Origin of the sequence: Mesorhizobium sp. M0296, from assembly GCF_040321675.1 — a bacterium.
GTDB lineage: Bacteria > Pseudomonadota > Alphaproteobacteria > Rhizobiales > Rhizobiaceae > Mesorhizobium.
On record NZ_JAMYRZ010000001.1, the window covers coordinates 147,883 to 168,387 of the forward strand.

General features: G+C 64.2%; 24 protein-coding genes. 18 read left to right on the top strand and 6 right to left on the bottom strand.

Features of this window, described 5'->3' with window-relative positions:
- Positions 1-90: 90 nt before the first annotated feature.
- Positions 91-1,008 (top strand): peptidylprolyl isomerase, encoded by a 918-nt coding sequence (locus NKI97_RS00760; protein ID WP_352453062.1) that lies wholly within the window; start codon positions 91-93, stop codon positions 1,006-1,008.
- A gap of 43 nt (positions 1,009-1,051) precedes the next feature.
- On the opposite strand, the gene NKI97_RS00765 is transcribed toward NKI97_RS00760, so the two are convergent.
- On the bottom strand, positions 1,052-1,708 hold the full coding sequence (locus NKI97_RS00765; protein ID WP_352832564.1) for a TetR/AcrR family transcriptional regulator: 657 nt from the start codon (positions 1,706-1,708) through the stop codon (positions 1,052-1,054).
- Positions 1,709-1,818: 110 nt separating this feature from the next.
- Between NKI97_RS00765 and NKI97_RS00770 the strand changes: the two genes are divergently transcribed.
- On the top strand, positions 1,819-2,055 hold the full coding sequence (locus tag NKI97_RS00770; RefSeq protein WP_352471336.1) for a putative antibiotic biosynthesis monooxygenase: 237 nt from the start codon (positions 1,819-1,821) through the stop codon (positions 2,053-2,055).
- A gap of 3 nt (positions 2,056-2,058) precedes the next feature.
- On the opposite strand, the gene NKI97_RS00775 is transcribed toward NKI97_RS00770, so the two are convergent.
- Positions 2,059-3,285, bottom strand: a complete 1,227-nt coding sequence (locus NKI97_RS00775; RefSeq protein WP_352832163.1) for a caspase family protein — start codon at positions 3,283-3,285, stop codon at positions 2,059-2,061.
- Between the two features lie 179 nt (positions 3,286-3,464).
- Here NKI97_RS00775 and argJ point away from each other — a divergent pair, with 179 nt between their 5' ends.
- From argJ to NKI97_RS00800, 5 genes are all read left to right on the top strand, one after another.
- Positions 3,465-4,706, top strand: a complete 1,242-nt coding sequence (argJ, locus tag NKI97_RS00780) for a bifunctional glutamate N-acetyltransferase/amino-acid acetyltransferase ArgJ (protein WP_352832166.1) — start codon at positions 3,465-3,467, stop codon at positions 4,704-4,706.
- Positions 4,706-5,485, top strand: a complete 780-nt coding sequence (locus NKI97_RS00785; RefSeq protein ID WP_031212044.1) for a GNAT family N-acetyltransferase — start codon at positions 4,706-4,708, stop codon at positions 5,483-5,485. The genes argJ and NKI97_RS00785 overlap by 1 nt, the downstream gene beginning before the upstream one ends.
- Complete coding sequence (locus NKI97_RS00790) at positions 5,482-5,904, top strand: (deoxy)nucleoside triphosphate pyrophosphohydrolase (protein ID WP_352832169.1); 423 nt, start codon at positions 5,482-5,484, stop codon at positions 5,902-5,904. The genes NKI97_RS00785 and NKI97_RS00790 overlap by 4 nt, the downstream gene beginning before the upstream one ends.
- Before the next feature lie 127 nt (positions 5,905-6,031).
- A complete protein-coding gene (locus tag NKI97_RS00795) occupies positions 6,032-6,337 on the top strand; it encodes a hypothetical protein (RefSeq protein ID WP_023677980.1) in 306 nt (101 codons plus the stop codon).
- A 125-nt stretch (positions 6,338-6,462) separates the two neighbouring features.
- Positions 6,463-6,642: a Flp family type IVb pilin gene (locus tag NKI97_RS00800; protein WP_352453066.1), complete on the top strand. Its 180-nt coding sequence runs from the start codon at positions 6,463-6,465 to the stop codon at positions 6,640-6,642.
- A gap of 50 nt (positions 6,643-6,692) precedes the next feature.
- Here NKI97_RS00800 and NKI97_RS00805 read toward each other — a convergent pair whose 3' ends face one another.
- A complete protein-coding gene (locus NKI97_RS00805; protein WP_352745487.1) occupies positions 6,693-7,565 on the bottom strand; it encodes a methyltransferase domain-containing protein in 873 nt (290 codons plus the stop codon).
- Between the two features lie 54 nt (positions 7,566-7,619).
- Between NKI97_RS00805 and NKI97_RS00810 the strand changes: the two genes are divergently transcribed.
- From NKI97_RS00810 to NKI97_RS00830, 5 genes are read left to right on the top strand one after another with little or no spacing between them, the layout of a single operon-like run.
- Positions 7,620-8,420 carry a ComF family protein gene (locus tag NKI97_RS00810; RefSeq protein ID WP_352745490.1) on the top strand — a complete coding sequence of 267 codons (801 nt, stop codon included), beginning with the start codon at positions 7,620-7,622 and terminating at the stop codon, positions 8,418-8,420.
- Positions 8,421-8,448: 28 nt separating this feature from the next.
- A complete protein-coding gene (gene grxC, locus NKI97_RS00815; protein WP_352453069.1) occupies positions 8,449-8,718 on the top strand; it encodes a glutaredoxin 3 in 270 nt (89 codons plus the stop codon).
- Positions 8,719-8,728: 10 nt separating this feature from the next.
- Entirely contained in the window at positions 8,729-9,595 is an 867-nt protein-coding gene (locus NKI97_RS00820; protein WP_352832172.1) for a carbon-nitrogen hydrolase family protein, read from the top strand.
- The gene (locus NKI97_RS00825; protein ID WP_352453071.1) at positions 9,592-10,017 is read left to right on the top strand and encodes a DUF1178 family protein; all 426 of its coding nucleotides are present in this window, start codon (positions 9,592-9,594) and stop codon (positions 10,015-10,017) included. The genes NKI97_RS00820 and NKI97_RS00825 overlap by 4 nt, the downstream gene beginning before the upstream one ends.
- A gap of 8 nt (positions 10,018-10,025) precedes the next feature.
- Complete coding sequence (locus NKI97_RS00830; RefSeq protein WP_352832175.1) at positions 10,026-10,586, top strand: hypothetical protein; 561 nt, start codon at positions 10,026-10,028, stop codon at positions 10,584-10,586.
- A gap of 213 nt (positions 10,587-10,799) precedes the next feature.
- On the opposite strand, the gene NKI97_RS00835 is transcribed toward NKI97_RS00830, so the two are convergent.
- The gene (locus tag NKI97_RS00835) at positions 10,800-11,600 is read right to left on the bottom strand and encodes an SDR family NAD(P)-dependent oxidoreductase (protein ID WP_352453073.1); all 801 of its coding nucleotides are present in this window, start codon (positions 11,598-11,600) and stop codon (positions 10,800-10,802) included.
- Between the two features lie 180 nt (positions 11,601-11,780).
- Between NKI97_RS00835 and NKI97_RS00840 the strand changes: the two genes are divergently transcribed.
- Positions 11,781-13,001, top strand: a complete 1,221-nt coding sequence (locus NKI97_RS00840) for a helix-turn-helix domain-containing protein (RefSeq protein ID WP_352832178.1) — start codon at positions 11,781-11,783, stop codon at positions 12,999-13,001.
- Between the two features lie 9 nt (positions 13,002-13,010).
- On the top strand, positions 13,011-13,664 hold the full coding sequence (locus tag NKI97_RS00845; RefSeq protein ID WP_352471321.1) for a Vgb family protein: 654 nt from the start codon (positions 13,011-13,013) through the stop codon (positions 13,662-13,664).
- A 40-nt stretch (positions 13,665-13,704) separates the two neighbouring features.
- Here the strand turns inward: NKI97_RS00845 and NKI97_RS00850 are convergent, their stop codons facing one another.
- Positions 13,705-14,190 carry a MarR family winged helix-turn-helix transcriptional regulator gene (locus NKI97_RS00850; protein ID WP_352832181.1) on the bottom strand — a complete coding sequence of 162 codons (486 nt, stop codon included), beginning with the start codon at positions 14,188-14,190 and terminating at the stop codon, positions 13,705-13,707.
- Positions 14,191-14,291: 101 nt separating this feature from the next.
- Between NKI97_RS00850 and NKI97_RS00855 the strand changes: the two genes are divergently transcribed.
- Entirely contained in the window at positions 14,292-15,182 is an 891-nt protein-coding gene (locus NKI97_RS00855; protein WP_352471318.1) for a DMT family transporter, read from the top strand.
- 19 nt (positions 15,183-15,201) lie between these two features.
- On the opposite strand, the gene ubiG is transcribed toward NKI97_RS00855, so the two are convergent.
- Positions 15,202-15,951: a bifunctional 2-polyprenyl-6-hydroxyphenol methylase/3-demethylubiquinol 3-O-methyltransferase UbiG gene (gene ubiG, locus NKI97_RS00860; protein WP_352832184.1), complete on the bottom strand. Its 750-nt coding sequence runs from the start codon at positions 15,949-15,951 to the stop codon at positions 15,202-15,204.
- Positions 15,952-16,168: 217 nt separating this feature from the next.
- Between ubiG and NKI97_RS00865 the strand changes: the two genes are divergently transcribed.
- The 3 genes from NKI97_RS00865 (at position 16,169) to NKI97_RS00875 (ending at position 20,505) form a co-directional block, all read left to right on the top strand.
- On the top strand, positions 16,169-16,735 hold the full coding sequence (locus NKI97_RS00865) for a putative glycolipid-binding domain-containing protein (RefSeq protein WP_352832187.1): 567 nt from the start codon (positions 16,169-16,171) through the stop codon (positions 16,733-16,735).
- Between the two features lie 121 nt (positions 16,736-16,856).
- A complete protein-coding gene (locus tag NKI97_RS00870) occupies positions 16,857-19,088 on the top strand; it encodes a sensor domain-containing diguanylate cyclase (protein WP_352832189.1) in 2,232 nt (743 codons plus the stop codon).
- A gap of 163 nt (positions 19,089-19,251) precedes the next feature.
- A complete protein-coding gene (locus tag NKI97_RS00875) occupies positions 19,252-20,505 on the top strand; it encodes an aspartate kinase (protein ID WP_352471486.1) in 1,254 nt (417 codons plus the stop codon).

The following is a 20,505-nucleotide window of genomic DNA, read 5'->3' on the forward strand; positions in this document are numbered from 1 at the left end:
CTCGCCCTGTCGACCGCGCCAAATTCCGCCACAATCCTGCTGGTCTGGAAGCCATTCCGCTCTAGCTACCCCGCTTTGGAGATAATCGTAATGTCAGTATTGTTCCGCCGCGCGTCGCTCGCCATCCTTGGTCTGGCATTCGGCCTGTCGGCCCTCTCGCTGTCGCCGCTGATGGCACAGGAGGCCGCCCCTGCCCAGCCGGCAGCACCCGCTCCGGCGGCCAAGCCGGTCGATCCGAACGCCGTGGTCGCCACCATCAACGGCCAGACGCTGACCGAGGCAGACCTTGGGCTTGCCGAGGGCGAGCTGTCGCAGCAGTTCGCGCAGCTTCCGCCCGAGCAGCGCCGCGCCGCGGCGCTTTCGGCGGCGATCGAAATCCGCGTGATGGCGGCTCAGGCGGTGACCACCGGCCTCGACAAGGATCCCGACTTCCAGCGCCGCATGGCCTTCCTGCAGCAGCGCGCGCTGCATGGCGAAATGGTCGAGAAGGGCGTCGTCGACAAGGTTACCGATGCCGAGGTCCGCGCCCGCTACGACCAGGAAATCGCCAACACGCCGCCCACCAATGAGGTGCACGCCCGTCACATCCTCGTGAAGACGAAGGAGGAGGCAGACGCCATCATCAAGCAGCTCGACGGCGGCGCCGACTTCCAGAAGCTTGCCAACGAGCACACCAGCGATCCGAGCGGCAAGACCAGCGGCGGCGATCTCGGCTGGTTCGGACCTGGCCAGATGGTGCCGGAATTCGACAAGGCGGTGTTTGCGCTGGCGGTCGGCAAATATACCGACCAGCCGGTGCAGTCACAGTTCGGCTGGCATGTCATCAAGGTTGAGGACAAGCGCACCAAGCAGCCGCCGGCGTTCGACCAGGTCAAGGACCAGGCGCGCCAGGCGGTCATCCGCGACAAGTATTTCGCGCTGGTCAAGTCGCTGCGCGCCAACGCCAAGGTCGACATCCCCGATGCGAACCTGAAGAAGACGGTCGACGCGCTGGAAAGCGCCAAATAGGCCAGATTAGGCTACGACAGGGCGCGCTGCCGCCCTGTCGCTTCTATTTGGTAGGGCGAGCGATGATGCGTCGACGTCGCCGCCGGACCGCCGTGGCGTCGCCGGCATCGTCAGCGACTATGCCTTTCAAGACATAGCCGACCGCCCTGCGCAGCGTTGCTTCGTCCTCGTCCAGGCGGTTCGTCAGAAGATGCGTCCAGGCGAACGAGGCGACCAGGTCGGCGACGACAGTGGCATCGACGTCGGCAGCTATCTCTCCCCTTGCCTTGGCGCGTTCGACCATCTGGCCGGTGTGGATGCGACGGCCTCTTGCGTATTCGGCGAGGGCGGCGGCGGCTTTTTCGTCCGACTGCGCCTCGGCAATCAGCGATCTGAACACGCTGCCCGACGACGTGTCGCGCCAATGCGCGAACAAGCTCTTCAGGAAGCCGACGAGATCCTCCGCAAGGTTCCCGGTATCGGGATTGTCGACGCGCTTTTGCCGCTGGTAAACGTCGAGCAGCAAGGCGGCCTTGCTTGGCCACCAGCGATAGATCGTCGGTTTTCCGGCGCGTGCGCGGCGCGCCACCGCCTCGATCGAGAAGCCGGAATAGCCGGCTTCGACCAGTACCGCCTCGGCGGCATCGAGAATGGCATCGGCGCTTTCCGGGCTGCGCCGTGCGCCAGCCGACTTGCGCCCGGGATCGGTGATTTCGCCCATCTTTTCTTCCTTACCCGCGATTTCAGCAGCCATCATATACAACTCTTGACGAAACGGAACGATCCGTTTTATATGTAACGGAACGTTCCGTAACGATAAAGGAGAGTTTGATGAACTCGACCGCCGTGACCCGCTTTTCGCGCCTGCGCTTCGCCCTGCTGGTGCTGCTCGGCGTCTATCCGCTGATCACTGCCATTTTGTACGTGGTTTTTCCGCTGACGCAGGAATGGCAAATCTGGCAGCGCACGCTGGTCATCGCGCCGCTGATGGTCTCGATCATGATCTGGGGACTGATTCCGGGCGTGCAGCGGGCGTTTCGCGGGTTCATCAACCCGGCGGTCCGCTGATGTTCATTCCAGCGCTTGCGACGTCTCCGACGCAACGCGCCACGCGCCATCGGCCAGCACGAGTTCCAGCGTCACCCGCGCCTTGCCGGTCAGGCGCTGCGCCGATTTGTCCTTCGGCACATAGTCGTAGCGCATGGCGAAAACCACGTCGGCACGGTCCTTGCCGTGCGGCGTCACCTCAAGGCTGCCGGGCTCGAGACCGAACGACCACGATGCCCATTGCGCGAACCAGTCGGTCTTGACCTTGACGATCGCCTCGCTGTCGTAGCGCGTGCCGTAGATGATGGCCGACGCACCGTAGAGCCGCTTGACGGTTTCGCGCATTCTCTTGGCATCAGGCGCCAGATAGTCCTCGCGCAGAAACTGCTCGATGGCGCTCTTGTCGCCGACGGAGCGTTCGAGCGCAGCCACCTGCGACGCGGGAGCCGGGCTCACAGCCGGTTTCGGTTGCTGGGCAGTGTCTGCGCCCGGAACGAATTCGAAACGCTCGAGCAGCGACCCCTGCTCCCAGGGACGCTGCGCCTCGCGCGTTGCGGAAACGACGTCGCGGCGCACCGCGATCATCATGTCGTTGATGCTCTGTCCGGGCTCGGCCATATGCCGCAAAAGTGCCGCCGCAAAGGGCGAGTTGCGCCCCGTCCCGTCCATTGCGACGGCGCCGGGCGCCGTCGAGAAGGCGATGAACGAGCCGCGTGTCGACTCGAACTGGGCAAGACCGGCGAGAGCCGTCGCCGAGCGCGTCGTGGTGCTGCGGCTGAGACTTCGGGCAAACGGGTTGTTGCGGCAGGCATCGAGGAAGACCAGGCTGACCTTGGTCTGCTGCTCCATGATGTCGAGAACCTCGTCGATCGGCACCGCCTCGAGCTGCAGCTTGACCGGCATGTCCAGCCGGGCGTCGACCGGCACGATGAAGTTGCGCCCGTCGACCTGCAGGCCGTGGCCGGCATAGTAGAACAGCCCGGCACCGGCGCCTTGCAGCGCATCGGAGAATTCGCCGATCTTGCGTTCGAGCTCGCGCTTGCCGAGATCGTTGCCTTCGATCACCTCGAAACCGATGGCGCGCAGCTTGTCGGCGATGTCGAGCGCATCGTTGACGGGATTGGCCAGCGTGCCGGCTTCGGCGTAGCTGCCGTTGCCGACCACAAGCGCCACGCGCCGCGCCGTCTGCGCATCGGCGCGCAGCAGCAGAAAGCCCAGAAACGCCAGTGCCAAGACCACAAGCCTGCCCATGGGGTAGGATCATAGCGCTATCGGTCGCAGCGACGCCAACAAATTTGCAACAGCCTGCTTGCTGCATGAGGCGGTGTCAGGCTTCCGGCACCCGTAACGGCTGTGAAACGCCTTGCGCCGGCGCGTGCTATCGGGCAAACCGGCGTTCATTTCGCGATTTTTCCCGCCCGGGGTCTTCCATGTCCACACAGGTTTCGCCGCTCGCGCCGAAGAAATATGTCAAGATGCCGGTGATCGAGGGCGTGCGCATCGCCACCGCCGAGGCCGGCATAAAATACAAGAACCGCACCGACTTGCTGGCCATGGTGTTCGACGCCGGCACCACCGTCGCCGGCGTGTTCACCAGGTCGAAATGCCCGTCGGCGCCAGTTGATTTCTGCCGGCAGAACCTCGTGGCTGGCAAAGCACGCGTGCTGGTCGTCAATTCCGGCAATGCCAATGCCTTTACCGGCCAGAAAGGCCGCGCCTCGACGGCACTCACGGGCGAGGTGGCGGCGAAAGCGGCCGACTGCACAGCGGGCGAGGTGTTCCTGGCCTCGACTGGCGTGATCGGCGAACCGCTCGACGCCGGCAAGTTCAGCCATCTGCTGGCCGGTCTCGTCAAGGACGGCAAGCCGGAATTGTGGACCGAAGCCGCCAAGGCGATCATGACCACCGACACCTATCCCAAACTGGCGACCGCGACGGTCAAGCTCGGCGATGCCGACGTCACCATCAACGGTATCGCCAAGGGGGCCGGGATGATCGCGCCCGACATGGCGACGATGCTTTCCTTCATCGCCACCGATGCGCCGATCGCAGCACCCGTGCTGCAGGACCTCCTGTCGCGTGGCACGGCCAAGACCTTCAACGCGGTTACAGTCGACAGTGACACCTCGACCAGCGACACGCTGCTGATGTTCGCCACGGGTGCTGCCGCCAGGCGTGGCGCGCCGGCAATTTCCGACCCCAAGGATGCGCGCCTCGGCGCCTTCCGCCGTGCCCTTGGCAAGGTGCTGAAATCGCTGGCACTGCAGGTGGTGCGCGACGGCGAGGGCGCCCGCAAGCAGGTCGAGGTCACCGTCACCGGGGCCAAATCGGCCCGCTCGGCCAAGCGCATCGCGCTGTCGATCGCCAATTCGCCGCTGGTCAAGACGGCAGTCGCCGGCGAGGACGCCAATTGGGGCCGCGTCGTCATGGCCGTCGGCAAGGCCGGCGAACCGGCCGACCGCGACCTTCTGTCGATCTGGTTCGGCGACAACCGCCTGGCCTATCAGGGCGAGCGCGACGCCGCCTATTCCGAGGAGGCGACTTCGGCGTATATGAAGCGCGACGAGATCCGCATCCGCGCCGATATCGGCATCGGCCGCGGCAAGGCGACGGTGTGGACCTGCGATCTCACCAAGGAATATGTCGCCATAAACGGCGATTATCGGAGCTGATGGCGTTGGCTTCCAGACATCCGGCAAGCGTGTTGGCGATCGTGCGCCGCTATGAGGCGGCCGGCTTTCGCGCCTGGCCGGCGGCCGCCGTCCATTATGACGGCACCTGGGTGGTTCGGCTGACGGCCGGCCACCCGGCCAAGCGGCTGAACTCGGTCAATCCGCTCGATCCGGGCGACATCCAGCACATTGCCGAGCGCATCGGCCGTGCGAGCCGCCGCTTCGACGCCTATGGCAGGCCGCTGACCTTTCGCATCTCGCCGCTGTCGGGGCCGGATCTTTCGAAGTATCTCGACAGCGAAGGCTGGAGCATATTCGCGGAGTCGCTGGTCATGCGGCTGCCGCTGGCGGACGCCGCGCTCGACGACGCCATGGACCAGATTCCGTTGAAGGACATCAGCCGTTTCATCGGCGCGGCGCTCAAGGTGAGCGGCTCGGATGTGTCGCTGCGGCCGGGCCTGTCGGAGATCATCGGCGCCATCCAGCCGGAGGCCGGGCTGTTTGCGCTGGAGGCCGGCAGCGAACCGCTGGCAACGTTGATCTGCGTGCATGACGGCGACCTTGCCGGCCTGTTCGAGATCGCCACCGACAGGTCGGTGCGCAACCAGGGCCATGGCCGCCATCTCATCCGGTCGGCGCTGAAATGGGCGCGGCTGCGCGGGGCGCGGGAAGCCTGGCTGCAGGTCGAGGCGGACAACGCGCCGGCGCTGGCGCTCTACCGTTCGCTCGGATTCGACGAAGTCTATCGCTATCGCTATCGCCGGCCACCCGGCGCATGAGCGGCTTGGATACGATCGGCAAACGCCTGCTCCTGGTCGCGGCCTGCGCGCTGGTCGATGCCGACGGGCGCGTGCTTTTGGCGCAGCGGCCCGAAGGCAAGCAACTCGCCGGCCTATGGGAGTTTCCGGGCGGCAAGGTCGAGCCCGGTGAGACGCCGGAACAATGCCTGATCCGCGAATTGTACGAGGAGATCGGCATCGAAACCGACATCCCTTGCCTGGCCCCACTCACCTTCGCCAGCCATTCCTACGATGATTTTCACCTGCTGATGCCGCTGTTCGTCTGCCGTCGATTCCGCGGCATTGCCCAGCCGAAGGAAGGCCAGGTGCTGAAATGGGTGCGGCCGCGCCAGATGCGCGATTTTCCAATTCCGCCGGCCGATGCCCCGCTGATCCAGTTCCTCATCGATCTGCTGTAACGGCCGACCTGCCGTAAATCGGGCAGCGCCGCAACGCGCTGGCAGCAGCGTTAATGAAAGATTTATCTGACCGTGAAAAATTGACGCTAGGCGGTTACGCCGATTCCACCGCTGGGGAGCGATTTGCATGAGCCTTGAAAAGGACTGGGACTCGCCTTGGCCCGACCGCCTTCCTGGCGCCGCGAATGCCGGCATGGGAATATTGCGCATCGCCCTCTTGTTCGGCTCGGCCGCGGTGGCTCTGGCCTTGATCGCGACGCCCTACCTCGACAGCCGGACCCGCTCGCAGTTTGCCCGCGACGGGCTTGATACGATGAGCACCGGCTCGATCGGCCAGCGCGACAGCTATACGCTACGCAAGAGCGTGCTGCAGCCGCTGCCCAGTTCGGTCTGCGTTATACGGGCCGATGGCAGAAGCAGCGGCGACTGCTGACCGCTCAACAGATCTCCAGGATTCGGCTGTTTCCTAGAATGCAGCTGGTTCACCGCGCGTTAAGCCTGTCGCATTAACCTTTCTTAACGGGTCGGCGCTAGGTTCGGGCAAGAGGGATGGCGCCCATGAAAATCTTGCTGCAACGATTTTTAGAAGACGAGAGGGGTGCGACGGCTATCGAATATGGTTTGATCGTCGCCGTGCTGTCGCTTGCCATTGTCGCTGGTATTGGCCAGGCTGCCGGCGCCATCCAGTGGTTGTTCAGCGACAACAGCAGCAAGCTTGCCAACGCTTTTGCACAGTGACCCGCTTAGCTTTTGCGTGGGATACGCTTAGCTTTTGCGCAAGGATCCGCTCAGGGGCCGCCGGGGTTTTCCAGGATTGTCTTCAGCGATATTTTTGCGGAGCCCGGCTTCAGCGGCTTTTGCTGAGAGGCATCGGGCGCCCAGCCTGACATCCAGACCACCGAGAAACTCGCCCTGACGCGGCCATCGGCATCCGAAAACCGCTCCGCATAGATTTCGGCGGCGCGCGCGAACAGCGCTCGCGTGCCCGGCCGCCTGCTGCGGTCGACAAGCGCGCTGGTCTCGCCCATGGCGCGCAGATCGGCGATCAGACCAAATAGCGAATCGTAGCGCACCGTGATCGTCTCGACGTCGGCAACCGGCAGTGCCAGGCCGGCGCGCTGCAGCAGCGCGCCGGCGTCGCGGACGTCGGTGAACGGGATCACACGCGGGCTGGCGCCGCCATAGAGCTCGGTCTCGGCGGCAAGCAGGCTTTCGCGCAGTTCGGAGAGTGTGCCTGTGCCGGCGAAGGCGCCGAGGAAAAGCCCGTCCGGCTTCAGCGCCCGGCGGACCTGCACCAGCATGCCGGGAATGTCGTTCATCGCCTGCAGCGACAGCAGCGAGACTGCGAGGTCGAGGCTTTCCGGCTCGAATGGCACGGTTTCCAACGGCGCCAACAGTCCTGGCTGGCCACCCAGGAAAGCGGCGTCGGCCTCGACGCGCACGTTTTCCGTCACCTTGCCGCTTTCGGCGAGCACCTCTGCTGCTGCCGGCGTCTGGCAAAACAATGAGGCCGCCTTGCCGAACCTGCGTTCGACGGCGCCGAGCCGGTCGGCAAGATCCTCGGCCGCCCGCCGCATGAGGAAATCCGCGCCGGCGATGGGACGGGTCAGTGCCCGGCGCTTGCGCGCCAGCCAGAGCGAGGTGTCAATTACAGGCTGCAATTGGCAGGTCCTTGTGCTTCGCTCTCTGATATAGTGATGCGGAGGACCAACCACGTGGCCGATCCCATGCCAGAGATCAAGCGTATTGCGATCAAGAGCATTGCCCGCAAGGCATTGGGCTGGCCAGCGCGCCTCTTGTTCCCGCCGGTCTGTGCCGGCTGCCGCCGCCATGTCTCGCAGCCCGGCGTGTTGTGCGGCGCCTGCTGGCCGAAACTCAGGTTGCTGGAACGGCCATGGTGCCCGGTGATGGGCACTCCGTTCACCCACAATATGGGTGAGGGTTTCCTGTCGGCGGAGGCTATAGCCGACCCGCCGCCGTTCGAGCGCGCGCGGGCGGCGGTTGCCTATTCCGGCGTTGCCCGCCAGATGGTGCAAGGGCTGAAATACCAGGACCGCACCGATCTGGCGCCGTGGATGGCGCGCTGGATGCTTCGCGCCGGTGCCGAACTCATCGCCGAGGCCGACGTGGTCGTGCCGGTGCCGCTGCACTGGCGGCGTTTCTTCCGACGGCAGTTCAACCAGTCGGCGGAACTGGCGCGGGCGGTGGCGCAGCTCGGGGAGCGGCCTTTCGCGCCATCAGCCATCAGGCGCATCAAACTCACGCGCCAGCAAGTCGGGCTGGTGCGGCGGGAACGCGAGGAAAATGTTCGCGCCGCATTCAAAGTGCCGGATGAGGCGGAGATCGAAATCGCCGGCCGCCGGGTGCTGCTGATCGACGACGTCTACACCACCGGCGCCACCGTCCGCGCGGTCGCCAAGGCGTTGAAGAAGGGCGGTGCCGGCGCGGTCGACGTACTGACCTTCGCGCGCGTGCTGCCGGGGGACTTTCGGGCCGACGAATCGGCGCCTATATAGCCTAGGAACGAGGCAGGATTGCTGACCGATGGTCGATGTGACGATCTACACGCGGATGATGTGCGGCTATTGCACCGCGGCCAAGCGGCTGCTCGACAGGAAGGGCGTGACCTATACCGAGCACGACGCCTCGTTCTCGCCGGAGCTGCGCCAGGAGATGATTTCCCGGGCCCATGGCCGTTCCACCTTTCCGCAGATATTCATCGGCGACACGCATGTCGGCGGCTCCGACGATCTCCACGAATTGGAGGCGGAAGGACGGCTGGACAAATTGCTCGCCAACGGCTCGACCAGATAAGGACATGACCATGGGTGCTTTCAAGGCGGCGGCGATCCAGATGCGTTCGGGAACCAGCCCGGAGCGCAATGCGGTTGATCTGGAACGGCTGGTGCGCGAGGCGGCAGGCCTTGGCGCGACCTATATCCAGACGCCGGAAATGACCGGCGCGCTGATCCGCGACAGCCAGGCGCGGGCCGCTTCCTTCACCTCCGAAGACAAGGACATCGTCGTCTCGACGTCGCGGCGGCTGGCCAAGGAGCTCGGCATTTTCCTGCATATCGGCTCGACCGCCATTCTGCGCGCCGACGGCAAGCTTGCCAACCGCGCCCTTCTGTTCGGGCCGGACGGCGCCACGATTGCCACCTACGACAAGATCCACATGTTCGACGTCGATCTCGACGAAGGCGAGAGCTGGCGCGAATCCGCCGCCTATGAGCCGGGCACCGAGGCCGTCGTCGCCGAAATCAATGGCGCGAAGCTCGGCTTTGCCGTCTGCTACGATCTGCGCTTTCCGCAGCTGTTCGGTGCCGAGGCGCTGGCCGGCGCCGATCTGCTTTCGGTGCCCGCCGCCTTCACCCGCCAGACCGGCGAAGCGCATTGGCATGTGCTGCTCAGGGCGCGCGCTATCGAGAACGGCGCCTATGTCGTTGCCGCCGCGCAAGGCGGCGTGCACGAGGACGGCCGCGAAACCTATGGCCATTCGCTGATCGTCGATCCCTGGGGCCGCATCGTCGCCGAAGCTGCCCATGACGAGCCGGCGGTGATCGTCGCCGAGATCGACCCGGCGCAGTCAGTCGCTGCGCGCAAGAAGATACCGAATCTCAAGAACGCACGCGATTTTGCCGTAAACGCCGGTTCGGCGGAGGCAATGCCGCTCAGGGGTGCCGCCTCTTGATCCGCTTTTCCCTGATCTGCGAACACGAGCACGAATTCGAGGCCTGGTTCCGCAGCAACGACGATTTCGACACACAGAAGAGGCGCGGTTTCGTCGATTGCCCGGCCTGCGGCTCGCACAAGGTCGACAAGGCGCTGATGGCGCCTGCCGTCTCCACCGGGCGCAAGCGCGAAAGCATCGCGCTGGCCATGGGCGAGGCGCAGAAGCAGGCGCTGGCGCAGCTCAAGGCGATGGCGGAGAAGGTGCGCGAAAACGCCGATTATGTCGGCGACAAATTTGCCGAGGAAGCGCGCAAGATCCATTTCGGCGAAAGCGATCCGCGCGGCATCTATGGCGAGGCGACGCTAGACGAGGCCAAGAGCCTGGCCGAAGACGGCGTCGAGTTCATGCCTATTCCAAGCTTCCCCGACGACCGCAACTGAGGAAAGTCTTGCCCCATCCGGAGAAGACTGAAAAGCGGCGTAGTTCAGAGATAGTGATCCGTGTTTTCAGCTGGTTGGCTATAAAGTCGATCGACAAGAGAACGATCGATGGGTTGCCAATTTTCTATAATGGCGAGAGCGGTGGGAAAGATGCAGATAAGGTTGCCGCCGCGCTGCGATTGATTCAAGAATTTGACCCTGTTCGATATAGCCGCCTGGTCCGCGATCTCAAACGGATCTGGATTACAATCAATCCAGGTGCCGCTGCGCAATTTGTGAAATCGACTTCGACTTGCGAGCTTGATCGGCGATTTGTTCTAGGCGAGCACACGCCGACCGACCAGATCGCCAGCGCGATAGTGCATGAGGCGACGCATGCGCGTCTCCATCAGCGAGGCATTGGCTATGAGGAGGAATTGCGCCACCGGGTGGAGTGGGTTTGCATGAGACGTGAACTGGCTTTTGCGGCGAAACTGCCGGACGGGGCGAGTATTCGTCAATGGGTCGAAGCTCGACAAACGGAAACCCTCGGATTTTTCCAATGTAGCGATGAATGGTCGGCAAATTGATAGCGCGCGTGATGCCTTGCTCCATCTCAATGCTCCAGGTTGGCTGGCAGACTTGATCGTCTTTTTCGCCCGGCGGCGATATCAGAGGCGTATCAGGCGACAAGAAGCTGAAGCGCATTTCGACAAGCGAAAATGATGCTCCGTTTCGCTTGTGGGGATTCGCTTCCGCCCAGAGCGGCGATGCCGCCGCCCCCTGCACAAGCGTCCGCAATTTCAGGCCGAGCAGCAAGGATGGGCCTCGCGGGTAATCGTTTCGCTGCTTCTTTCATGCCCACTGCCTGACGGGCTTGCTTCACTTGACGGACTTGCTTCCGCATAGGCTGCAAACTGGCGTTCAAGCGCCTTGACTGCACTGCTGCGCCAGCCCTCCGCCAGGGATTCCGACATGGGATCGGGGAAGATTTCCTCTTCGCCGTTCTCCACGCCGTTCAGGATTGCCCGCGCGACAGACTCCGGAGAAGCCTTCGCGATGTCCAGGCCCCGTGTCATGTCCGTGTCCACCGGGCCGGGAAGGACCCTGTGGACGCTGACACCCCGTCCGGCCAGGAGCGTGCGCAACGACTGCGACAGCGAGAACGAGGCCGCCTTCGAGACCGAGTAGGCCGGACTGAACGGCACGGCGGCAATCGAGGCCAGCGACAGAATGTTGACGATGGCTCCCCGCGACCGGGCCAGCAACGGCAGCAGAGCCTGGGTAACGTCGTACGAGCCGAAGAGGTTTACGGCGAGCTGTTGTTCGAGCACACGACGGTCGCTGAGGTCATCGAAGGGCGATACGCCGGCGTTGTTGATGAGGATATCGAGAGCATCGATCTTCTCGACCGCCTCCCGGATATGCGCAGCGTTGGTCACATCCATGGTCAGGGACGTCACACGCCGATCCGGATGAGCCATCGGTTGGCGGCTTGCGGCGAAGACGCGCTTTACGCCTCTGCTCAGGGCTTCCTCGACCAGTGCCCGACCGATGCCCCGATTGGCTCCAGTCACCAGGATGGTTGTACCTTCGATCTTCATTGCGTCTCTCCTAATGCTTATCGTTGTGTTCGAGCCCAGTGCACAGTCTAGCCGCGACTCAAGGTTGGCGCACCGCAACTCAGGTTGGCTACAGTCGCCGTTGTCGATACGACTGGTTGGTGAGATGGACTTAGCGCCGGATGTCGAAGCCATGGGAGTGACAAGTGTGACGGGATTCCGATGGACTCGCTGATCACGGCCGCGGCGCATGCGCTTGCGGCGGGCGATCCGCTCGGCGCCTTGAAGCGGGTTGCGCTGCGCGACGATGCGCCGGCACTGGCGTTGCGCGGTATCGCGATGGCGCAGCTTGGCGACCTGGTTCGGGCGAAGGTTCTTCTCAAGAGGGCGGCGCGCGCATTCAGCCCGAGGGAGGCTGTGGCCCGCGCGCGGTGTATCGTCGCCGAGGCCGAGATCGCGCTCGTCTCGCGCGACCTTGCCTGGCCGGCCAAGGCACTCGACGCCGCACGGGCGACGCTTGAAAAGCATGGCGACCGCGTCAACGCCGCGCATGCGCGCAACCTCGACGTTCGGCGCCTGCTGCTGATCGGCCATCTCGACGAAGCCGAGCGCAGGCTGGACGGCTTCGATCCGTCGCCGCTGCCGCCGGCATCGCGGGCCGCCCACGAGCTGGCTGTCGCCGGCATCGCCATCCGCCGCTTGCGGACCGGTCCTGCGCGCGCCGCGCTCGGGCTGGCGGCGCGGGCGGCGCGCGCGGCGGGCATCCCCGCGCTGATCGCGGAGGTGGAGAGCGCATCGCTGGTGCTGGACACGCCGGCCGCGCGCCTTGTCGCGCGTGGCGGGGAACGGCCCCTCCTGCTCGATGAAGTCGAAGCGCTCCTGGCGTCGGGGGCGCTCGTGGTGGATGCATGCCGCAATGTCGTGCGTGTCGCAGACACCGTCGTCTCGCTGGCGACCCGCCCGGTGCTGTTCGCGCTGGCCCGCGCGCTGGCCGAAGCCTGGCCGGGGGACGTGGCAAGAGCGACGCTCATTGCGCGCGCTTTCCGCGGAAAGGACGCGGACGAATCACATCGCGCACGATTGCGCGTCGAAGTCGGGCGGCTTCGCGCGGAGCTTCGGAGCTTGGCGGATGTGAGCGCGACGAAGCGGGGCTTTGCGCTGGCCCCGCGCCGCGCAGGTGAGGTCGTCGTGCTGGCGCCACCCGTCGAAGAAGAGCATGCCGCCGTGCTCGCCTTCCTCGCGGACGGCGAGTCTTGGTCGAGTTCGGCCCTGGCGATTGCGCTTGGAGCCAGTTCGCGTACCGTGCAGCGAGCGCTCGAGCAGCTCGCCCAGGCCGGCAAGGTGCAGTCGTTCGGCCGCGGACGGGCGCGTCGCTGGATGACCCCGCCGCTGACGGGTTTCCCGACAATCTTGTTACTCCCCGGCCCACTGCCGGGCTACTAGGATGGAATCATGGAACGATCCGCAGCCGAAATCCTTCGAGAATATGGGCCCTTTCCGGGTGTCGACCACGTAGACGGCGTTACCTTTGACGGTGAGCATGTCTGGTTTGCCTCAGGCGACAGATTGAACGCCTTCGATCCGGCAAGCGGCAAAGTGGTGCGCTCGATCGACGTCGCGGCACACGCCGGAACGGCCTTCGACGGCCAGCACCTCTATCAGATCGCCGAGGATCGTATCCAGAAGATCGATCCGAAGAATGGCCAGGTGCTGGCGACGATCCCGGCTCCTGGCAATGGCGGTGATTCCGGGCTCGCCTGGGCCGAAGGAACGCTCTGGGTCGGGCAGCATCGGGGCCGAAAGATTCATCAGGTCGATCCCGAGACAGGGGCAATCCTTCGCACCATCGTTTCCAACCGCGTCGTCACCGGGGTCAGCTGGGTCGACGGCGAGCTGTGGCATGGCACCTGGGAGGGGGAGGAGAGCGATGTCAGGCGGATCGATCCTGAAACGGGAAAGGTCCTTGAGAAGCTCGATATGCCGCCGGGAACAGGCGTGTCGGGGCTCGAATCCGATGGCGGCGACCAGTTTTTCTGTGGCGGCGGAAACAGCGGCAAGATCAGAGCTGTTCGCCGGCCCAAACGAGGCTCGGCGACCAGGATTTAAGCTTTCCACCCTCTCGGCCGGCCCTCTTGGCCGCCCTGGGTTAGCCTAGGCTCGCTATCAATTTTTCGAGCAGGCGTGCGAGCATGATCTGCTCCGGGCGTACTAACCCAGAAAGTATCTGGTGCTCGTTGGCGACGTGAGCGGTAACCGCCTCGTCAATCAACGCCAGACCCTTTTTAGTCAGCTGCACGACAATGCCGCGGCGATCGTCGGGGTGCGGCCCGCGCTTGATCAGGCCGGATTTCTCGAGCCGATCGAGGCGGTTGGTCATCGCGCCCGACGTCACCATCGTCGCCTCGTAGAGAGCCGTCGGCGTCAGCGCGTATGGCGGCCCGGAACGACGCAGCGTCGCCAGCACATCGAATTCTCCGGATTGCAGCCCGTAACTTGCAAACAGCGGCGCCAGCCGCTCTCGTGCGATCAGCGAGGCGGCCTCGTTCAACCGTCCCAGCACGGCCATCGGCGAGACATCGAGATCCGGCCGTTCCTTTTTCCATTGCCCGATCGCTTTTGCTGCGCGATCCATGTCTCTCACCGTTATGTATCTTGACGTGAAGAATCTTTACCTTATCTTACCTCAGCTTGCGATATTGGCCAAGTGCCGCGAACGGACGACGGGACGGTGCGATGAAATTTCTCTGGGACTCGGCGCTTGGCCTTCTGGTTGTCACCGGTGGACTGCTCGGCCTGACGCTGCCGTTCGGCAAGATCGCGACGGCGGCCGGCGTGGCCGCCATGGTCTGGGCCTTCGTCATCTCGCTTGGTGCCGGCGGCGTGCTTTTGTGCGCATTGCTGCTCAACGGGAAGCGCATGCGGCTTACGCCGCACAGGCTGCGCTATTTCTTCGTCACCGCGGCCGTCTCATATGCAATCCCCAATCTGCTGATGTTTTCAGCCATTCCGCATCTGGGCGCCGGCTACAGCGGCATCATGTTCACGCTGTCGCCGGTCGTCACGCTGGTGTTCTCGATGCTGCTCGGCGTCAGGCGCCCGACCATGCTGGGCATCGTCGGCATAGTCGTCGGTTTCGTCGGCGCAGTCATGGTGGCGGTGACGCGCGGCGAAGCGGGCCAGCCGGCCGAATTTTTCTGGGTTGCGATGGGCCTGCTCATCCCGGTCAGCCTCGCCGCCGGCAACATTTACCGCACCGTCGACTGGCCCGAAGGCACCGGCCCGATCGAGCTCGCCGTCGGCAGCCATCTGGCAGCAGCCTTGATGCTGGTTGCCGGCATTCTGGTCCTGCTTGGCGGCAATGCATTCGGCTCGCTCGGCGGCGTGCCGCTGGTCGCCGCGGCACAGGTGGCATCAGCCTCGGCGATGTTCGCCTTCTTCTTCCGCCTGCAAGCGGTCGGCGGCCCGGTCTATCTCAGCCAGATCGGCTATGTCGCGGCGGCGGTCGGGCTGTTTGCCGGGACGCTCTTCCTCGGCGAGCGCTATCAACTGCTGACCTGGGCCGGTGCCGTCATCATCACCGCCGGCGTGTTCATCACCACCAAGGCGCAAAGCCAGAGGCCATAGGGGCCAGAAGGCGTAAGCTTCAGACGGATGCCTCCTCCGCCAGCACCATGTAGTTGACGTCCATGTCCTTCGAGCGCTGCCAGCGGTCGGCGAGCGGGTTGTAGGTGACGCCGGTGCGGTCGATGACGGTCAGACCGGCGCCGGCAAGCGCCTTTTCCAGTTCCTCGGGGCGCACCAGCTTGCCGAACTGGTGGGTGCCGCGTGGCAGCCAACGCAGCACATATTCGGCGCCGATGATGGCCAGGCCCAGGGCCTTCAGCGTGCGGTTGATGGTGGCGACGAACATGATGCCGCCGGGCTTGACCATCTCGCCGCATTTGGCCAGAAACAGATCGACATTGGCGACATGCTCGACCACTTCCATGTTGAGGATGACGTCGAATTTTTCGCCGGCATCGGCAAGGTCTTCCGCGGTCGTGGCGCGATAATCCACGCTCACGCCGACTTCCGCCGCATGCAGCTTGGCCACTTCAATGTTGGTGGCGGAGGCATCGGCGCCGACCACTTCGGCGCCAAGCCGCGCCATCGGCTCGCACAAGAGCCCGCCGCCGCAGCCGATGTCAAGGAAGCGCAGGCCTTCGAACGGCCGTGCCGCACGCGGATCGCGGCCGAAGCGGGCCGCCACCTGGTCGCGGATATAGGCAAGCCGGATCGGGTTGAACTTGTGCAACGGGCGGAACTTGCCGTTCGGGTTCCACCATTCGGCGGCAAGGGCGGAAAAGCGTTCCACCTCTCCGGCATCGATCGTCGATCGTCGGGGCTCTGGCATGGCGTGGTCTCCTCGGACGCTAGGAAGTCGGGCGCGAGGCTGCGAATGTCAAGGCGCGAAATTCACCGCCGGCGGTGCGATGCGCGCGATGCCTTCCGTCGCCGCCTTTTGCCGGCTGCATTTGTGTCAGCACGTGTCAGCTGATGGTGTGCCGGAAGGAAACGCCTAGGCTTTGGCGGACGAAGCAGAGACATCGGGTTCGGAGGAGTGCGCAACGATGCGAGCGGTTGCTTCCATTCTTTGGTGCCGGCTTGACCAGGAAGGCCACGACGCTTGCCTTCTGTCGGAAGCGAGTTCCGGGTGGAACCTCAGGGGACACGCGCTTTTCGTCCAGGACGGCGAGCCGTGCAGCATCGCCTACGAGGCGGACTGCGACGCCGATTGGCATACACGATCGGCGCGCGCCGACGGCTTTCTCGGCACGCAACAGCTGCATTACAGGATCGACCGGCTGACCGAGCGCCAATGGACGCTGAACGGCGAGCATCAAGCGGAAGTCGACGGTCTCATCGATGTCGATCTCGGCTTCACGCCCGCCACAAACCTTTTGGCGCTTCGCCGTTTTGCCCTCGATGTCGGTATGGCGACGCCCGCGCCGGCAGCCTATCTGACATTTCCCGAACTCAGGCTCGTTCGCCTCGAGCAAACCTATCAGCGCGTCGATGCTGCACATTACGCCTATGCCGCCCCGATGTTCGACTACCACGAGACACTGGAGGTCTCGCCGCTCGGTTTCGTCCTCGACTATCCGCGCCTGTGGCAGGCCATCGTGCGGACGGGCTGACCGCCCGCATTGGGAGTGCAGCTGGCCGGTGTGGCTTAACGGCAAATTTACGATATTGGCGGTTTCTTAACGTTGGGTCAGTGTTTGGCATTTAGATTGCTGTCCGAGTAGGGGCAGCCCGGTGCGCATAAGAACCCAGATAGTCGCGACATTGTTCAGCGCCGTGGCCTTGATCGGCCTGGTCGGCGGCGTTGCGATCGTCTCGCAGATATCGCTGACCAAATCCGTGGCGCTGGCCGAGGCGACAAGCGTCGCACGGCAGTTGGCCGAAACTATTGCCTTCAGGGCCTCGGACGCGCCGCGTTCATTATTCGAGAGACCCGATGCGCTCCGCGAATTCGTGACTTTGCAGCACGGCCGCTCGAAGCGCGATCTCGTCATCGTAGACAAAAACAAGGTTATTTTCGCCGACGTTCCGGGAGAAGAGCAAAATATCGGCACGACGTTCGACTACGATCCCGGCAATGAAATCGCCCGGACGATTGACGACGGCGTGCCGCGCAACTTCGTCGAGGCCAGTGCCGACGTGGCCGATCCGATTGACCTGATTGCGGTGCCGATCGAGGATGCACCCGGCAAGATCGTCGGCGCCGTCCTGTTCGAGTATACGCCGCTGCTGCGTGCCGCGCAGCAGCGCACGAACGATATGCTGTGGCTTGTGGGCCTGTGTACCGCTGCAGCCGTGCTGATCGCGGCGGCCTCCGCCTTCCTGTTGTTGCGAGGCTTCAGTAAAGGCCTTGCTGGTCTCAACCGCGGCATCGAATCGCTGGCGCGCGGCGACGCCGGGGCCCGTATCGGCCGCACCTCCGATGACGAGTTCGGACAGTTGGCGCAAGGGTTCGACACTATGGCCTCCGAAATCGAAGCCTCGCGCGCTCAACTTGTCGATCAGAAGGCCTACATCGAAGACATCGTCCAGACCGTTGCCGAAGGCATCGCCGTCATCGACGGCAAGGGTCAGGTCGTGTCCGTCAATCCGGCGGCAGCCGAGATCATCGGGCGGCGCAGCGACAAGGTCGTGGGGCAGGACTGGCAGTCGGCCCTGGATATCAGGGGGCCGTCGGGAGATAAGCCCGCGTCGGGAACATCTCCGGTCGAACTGGCCATGACCACCGGCCGCCGCCACCAGAATGAGGTGAGGCTGGCAAAACCGGATGGGACCTCCTTGCCCGTGGTCGTCAGCTGCAATCCGCTCAACCGCGCCGATGGCGGCATCGTGCTGACGCTCAGCGACATCAGCGACCTGCGCAGTGCCGAGCGGGCGGTGCACGATCGTGCCGAAGAACTGGCGAGGCTCAATCGTGAACTGAAAGAGACATCGGAGGCCACCACCCGCCTGGTCAAGCTCGGCGAACTGCTTCAGGCTTGCGTCACTTTTCACGAGGCATTTTCCGTCGTCGGCTCCGCCATGCCCGATTTCTTCGGCGGATTGAGCGGAACCGTTCACCTGACCAGCGCGTCGCGCAACCTCGTGGAGGAGATGGCGCATTGGGGCACGGTCCGCTCGAGCGTCGGCCAGTTCGGACCGGAAGATTGTTGGGCGCTGCGGCGCGGCCAGGAGCATGTCGCCGGTCCAGGCATGCTGACGCCGCGCTGCAACCACATCACCGAAAATGGCGGCCGCGGTTATGTCTGTATGCCTCTAGCAGCGCAGGGAGAGACACTTGGCATCCTGCATCTGTGCGAGCCGAATGCCGTTGACAAGCCGGAGTGGCTTGCCGAACGGCAGCAGATCCTGCGCGGCGTCGTCGATACGCTGGCGTTGGCGCTTGCCAATCTGCGTCTGCGCGAAACGTTGCGTCAGCAGTCGATCCGGGATCCTAACACCGGGCTCTACAATCGCCGCTACCTCGAGGAGACCAGCAGCCGCGAGCTCAGGCGCCTGGAACGTGCCGAGCAGCCGCTGACGTTGATCATGCTCGACGTCGATCATTTCAAGCAGTTCAACGACACTTTCGGCCATGAAGCTGGGGATCTCGTCCTCAAGCAGGTGGCCGCCACGCTGGTCGACCATGTCAGGGAAAGCGACGTGGTTTCGCGCTACGGCGGCGAGGAATTTGCCTTGATGATGCCGGGAACGTCACTGGCCGATGGCGCCGATCGCGCCGAAGCTCTGCGAAAGGCGATCAAGCAGCTGCATGTCACGCATCGCGGCCGCACGCTCGGCACCATCACCGCGTCGTTCGGGGTCGCCGCCTTCCCGGAGCTCGGCGCCTCATGGGCGGAGATCGTCAATGCCGCGGATCGCGCTTTGTATCAGGCAAAGGCTGAGGGCCGTGACCGCGTCATCGCCGGAGCGGGTCTCGCCCGTGTCGAGCAGCAAAAGCCGAAACTCACCAAGAGCGTGGCTTGAAATCTGGTTGATGGACGGGGCAAGGCGACGGAATCCTCACCGCCTTGCGAAACCGCGATCATTTGGCTAAGGAGGCCGCGCATCGAGCGCCCGGCCACAGCTTGGCGCATTTTTCCGCTTTTCGGCCTTCGGTCCGGCATCCAGTCAAAGGCATTTCGCTTCTATGGCGCGCATCGTGATGAAATTCGGCGGAACCTCCGTCGCCGACATCGCCCGCATCCGCAATGTGGCGCGTCATGTCAAACGCGAGGTCGACGCCGGCCATGAGGTCGCCGTCGTGGTCTCGGCGATGTCCGGCAAGACCAACGAGCTCGTGCAATGGACGCGCGAGGCCTCGCCGATGCACGATGCGCGCGAATATGACGCCGTGGTCGCGTCCGGCGAGCAGGTCACCGCCGGCTTGCTGGCGATCGCCCTGCAGAATATCGGCGTGCATGCCCGCTCCTGGCAAGGCTGGCAGATCCCGATCAAGACCGACAACGCGCATGGCGCGGCGCGCATTCTCGATATCGACGGCGGATTCCTGATCAAGCGCTTCGGCGAAGGCCAGGTGGCGGTGGTCGCCGGTTTCCAAGGCATCGGGCCGGACAACCGGATCGCAACGCTCGGCCGCGGCGGTTCCGATACCAGCGCTGTCGCCATCGCGGCAGCAGTCAAGGCCGACCGCTGCGATATCTACACCGACGTCGACGGGGTCTACACGACCGATCCGCGCATCGAGCCGAAGGCACGGCGGCTGGCCAAGATTTCGTTCGAGGAAATGCTCGAAATGGCCTCGCTCGGCGCCAAGGTCCTGCAGGTGCGCTCGGTCGAGCTTGCCATGGTGCACAGGGTGCGTACTTTCGTGCGGTCGTCCTTCGACGATCCCGACGCACCAGGAATGGGGGATTTGCTTAATCCGCCGGGAACGCTTATTTGCGACGAGGAAGAGATCGTGGAACAGCAGGTCGTCACCGGAATTGCCTACGCCAAGGACGAGGCGCAGATTTCGTTGCGCCGCGTCGGCGATCGGCCGGGCGTCGCCGCCGGCATTTTCGGGCCGCTGGCCGAGGCCAACATCAATGTCGACATGATCGTCCAGAATATCTCCGAGGACGGCAAGTTCACTGACATGACCTTCACCGTGCCATCCGGCGACGTCGACAAGGCGCTCGCCGTGCTCGAGCGGCTGAAGGCGACGATCGGCTACGACGTGGTGCAGTCGGAAGCCGGCATGTCGAAGGTCTCGGTCATCGGCATCGGCATGCGCAGCCATGCCGGCGTCGCCGCCACCGCCTTCAAGGCGCTGGCCGACCGCGCGATCAACATCCGCGCCATCACAACGTCCGAAATCAAGATTTCGATCCTGATCGACGGTCCCTATACGGAACTAGCAGTTCGCACTTTGCATTCCGTCTACGGTCTGGATAAGCAGTAG

Coding starts and splice junctions, on each gene's coding strand:
- NKI97_RS00875 (WP_352471486.1), top strand. CDS start 19,252: ATGGCGCGCATCGTGATGAAATTCGGCGGAACCTCCGTCGCCGACATC.
- NKI97_RS00840 (WP_352832178.1), top strand. CDS start 11,781: ATGGACTCGCTGATCACGGCCGCGGCGCATGCGCTTGCGGCGGGCGAT.
- NKI97_RS00800 (WP_352453066.1), top strand. CDS start 6,463: ATGAAAATCTTGCTGCAACGATTTTTAGAAGACGAGAGGGGTGCGACG.
- NKI97_RS00855 (WP_352471318.1), top strand. CDS start 14,292: ATGAAATTTCTCTGGGACTCGGCGCTTGGCCTTCTGGTTGTCACCGGT.
- NKI97_RS00770 (WP_352471336.1), top strand. CDS start 1,819: ATGAACTCGACCGCCGTGACCCGCTTTTCGCGCCTGCGCTTCGCCCTG.
- NKI97_RS00820 (WP_352832172.1), top strand. CDS start 8,729: ATGGGTGCTTTCAAGGCGGCGGCGATCCAGATGCGTTCGGGAACCAGC.
- NKI97_RS00795 (WP_023677980.1), top strand. CDS start 6,032: ATGAGCCTTGAAAAGGACTGGGACTCGCCTTGGCCCGACCGCCTTCCT.
- NKI97_RS00865 (WP_352832187.1), top strand. CDS start 16,169: ATGCGAGCGGTTGCTTCCATTCTTTGGTGCCGGCTTGACCAGGAAGGC.
- grxC (WP_352453069.1), top strand. CDS start 8,449: ATGGTCGATGTGACGATCTACACGCGGATGATGTGCGGCTATTGCACC.
- NKI97_RS00850 (WP_352832181.1), bottom strand. CDS start 14,190: ATGGATCGCGCAGCAAAAGCGATCGGGCAATGGAAAAAGGAACGGCCG.
- NKI97_RS00845 (WP_352471321.1), top strand. CDS start 13,011: ATGGAACGATCCGCAGCCGAAATCCTTCGAGAATATGGGCCCTTTCCG.
- NKI97_RS00790 (WP_352832169.1), top strand. CDS start 5,482: ATGAGCGGCTTGGATACGATCGGCAAACGCCTGCTCCTGGTCGCGGCC.
- NKI97_RS00775 (WP_352832163.1), bottom strand. CDS start 3,285: ATGGGCAGGCTTGTGGTCTTGGCACTGGCGTTTCTGGGCTTTCTGCTG.
- NKI97_RS00760 (WP_352453062.1), top strand. CDS start 91: ATGTCAGTATTGTTCCGCCGCGCGTCGCTCGCCATCCTTGGTCTGGCA.
- argJ (WP_352832166.1), top strand. CDS start 3,465: ATGTCCACACAGGTTTCGCCGCTCGCGCCGAAGAAATATGTCAAGATG.
- NKI97_RS00765 (WP_352832564.1), bottom strand. CDS start 1,708: ATGGGCGAAATCACCGATCCCGGGCGCAAGTCGGCTGGCGCACGGCGC.
- NKI97_RS00785 (WP_031212044.1), top strand. CDS start 4,706: ATGGCGTTGGCTTCCAGACATCCGGCAAGCGTGTTGGCGATCGTGCGC.
- ubiG (WP_352832184.1), bottom strand. CDS start 15,951: ATGCCAGAGCCCCGACGATCGACGATCGATGCCGGAGAGGTGGAACGC.
- NKI97_RS00835 (WP_352453073.1), bottom strand. CDS start 11,600: ATGAAGATCGAAGGTACAACCATCCTGGTGACTGGAGCCAATCGGGGC.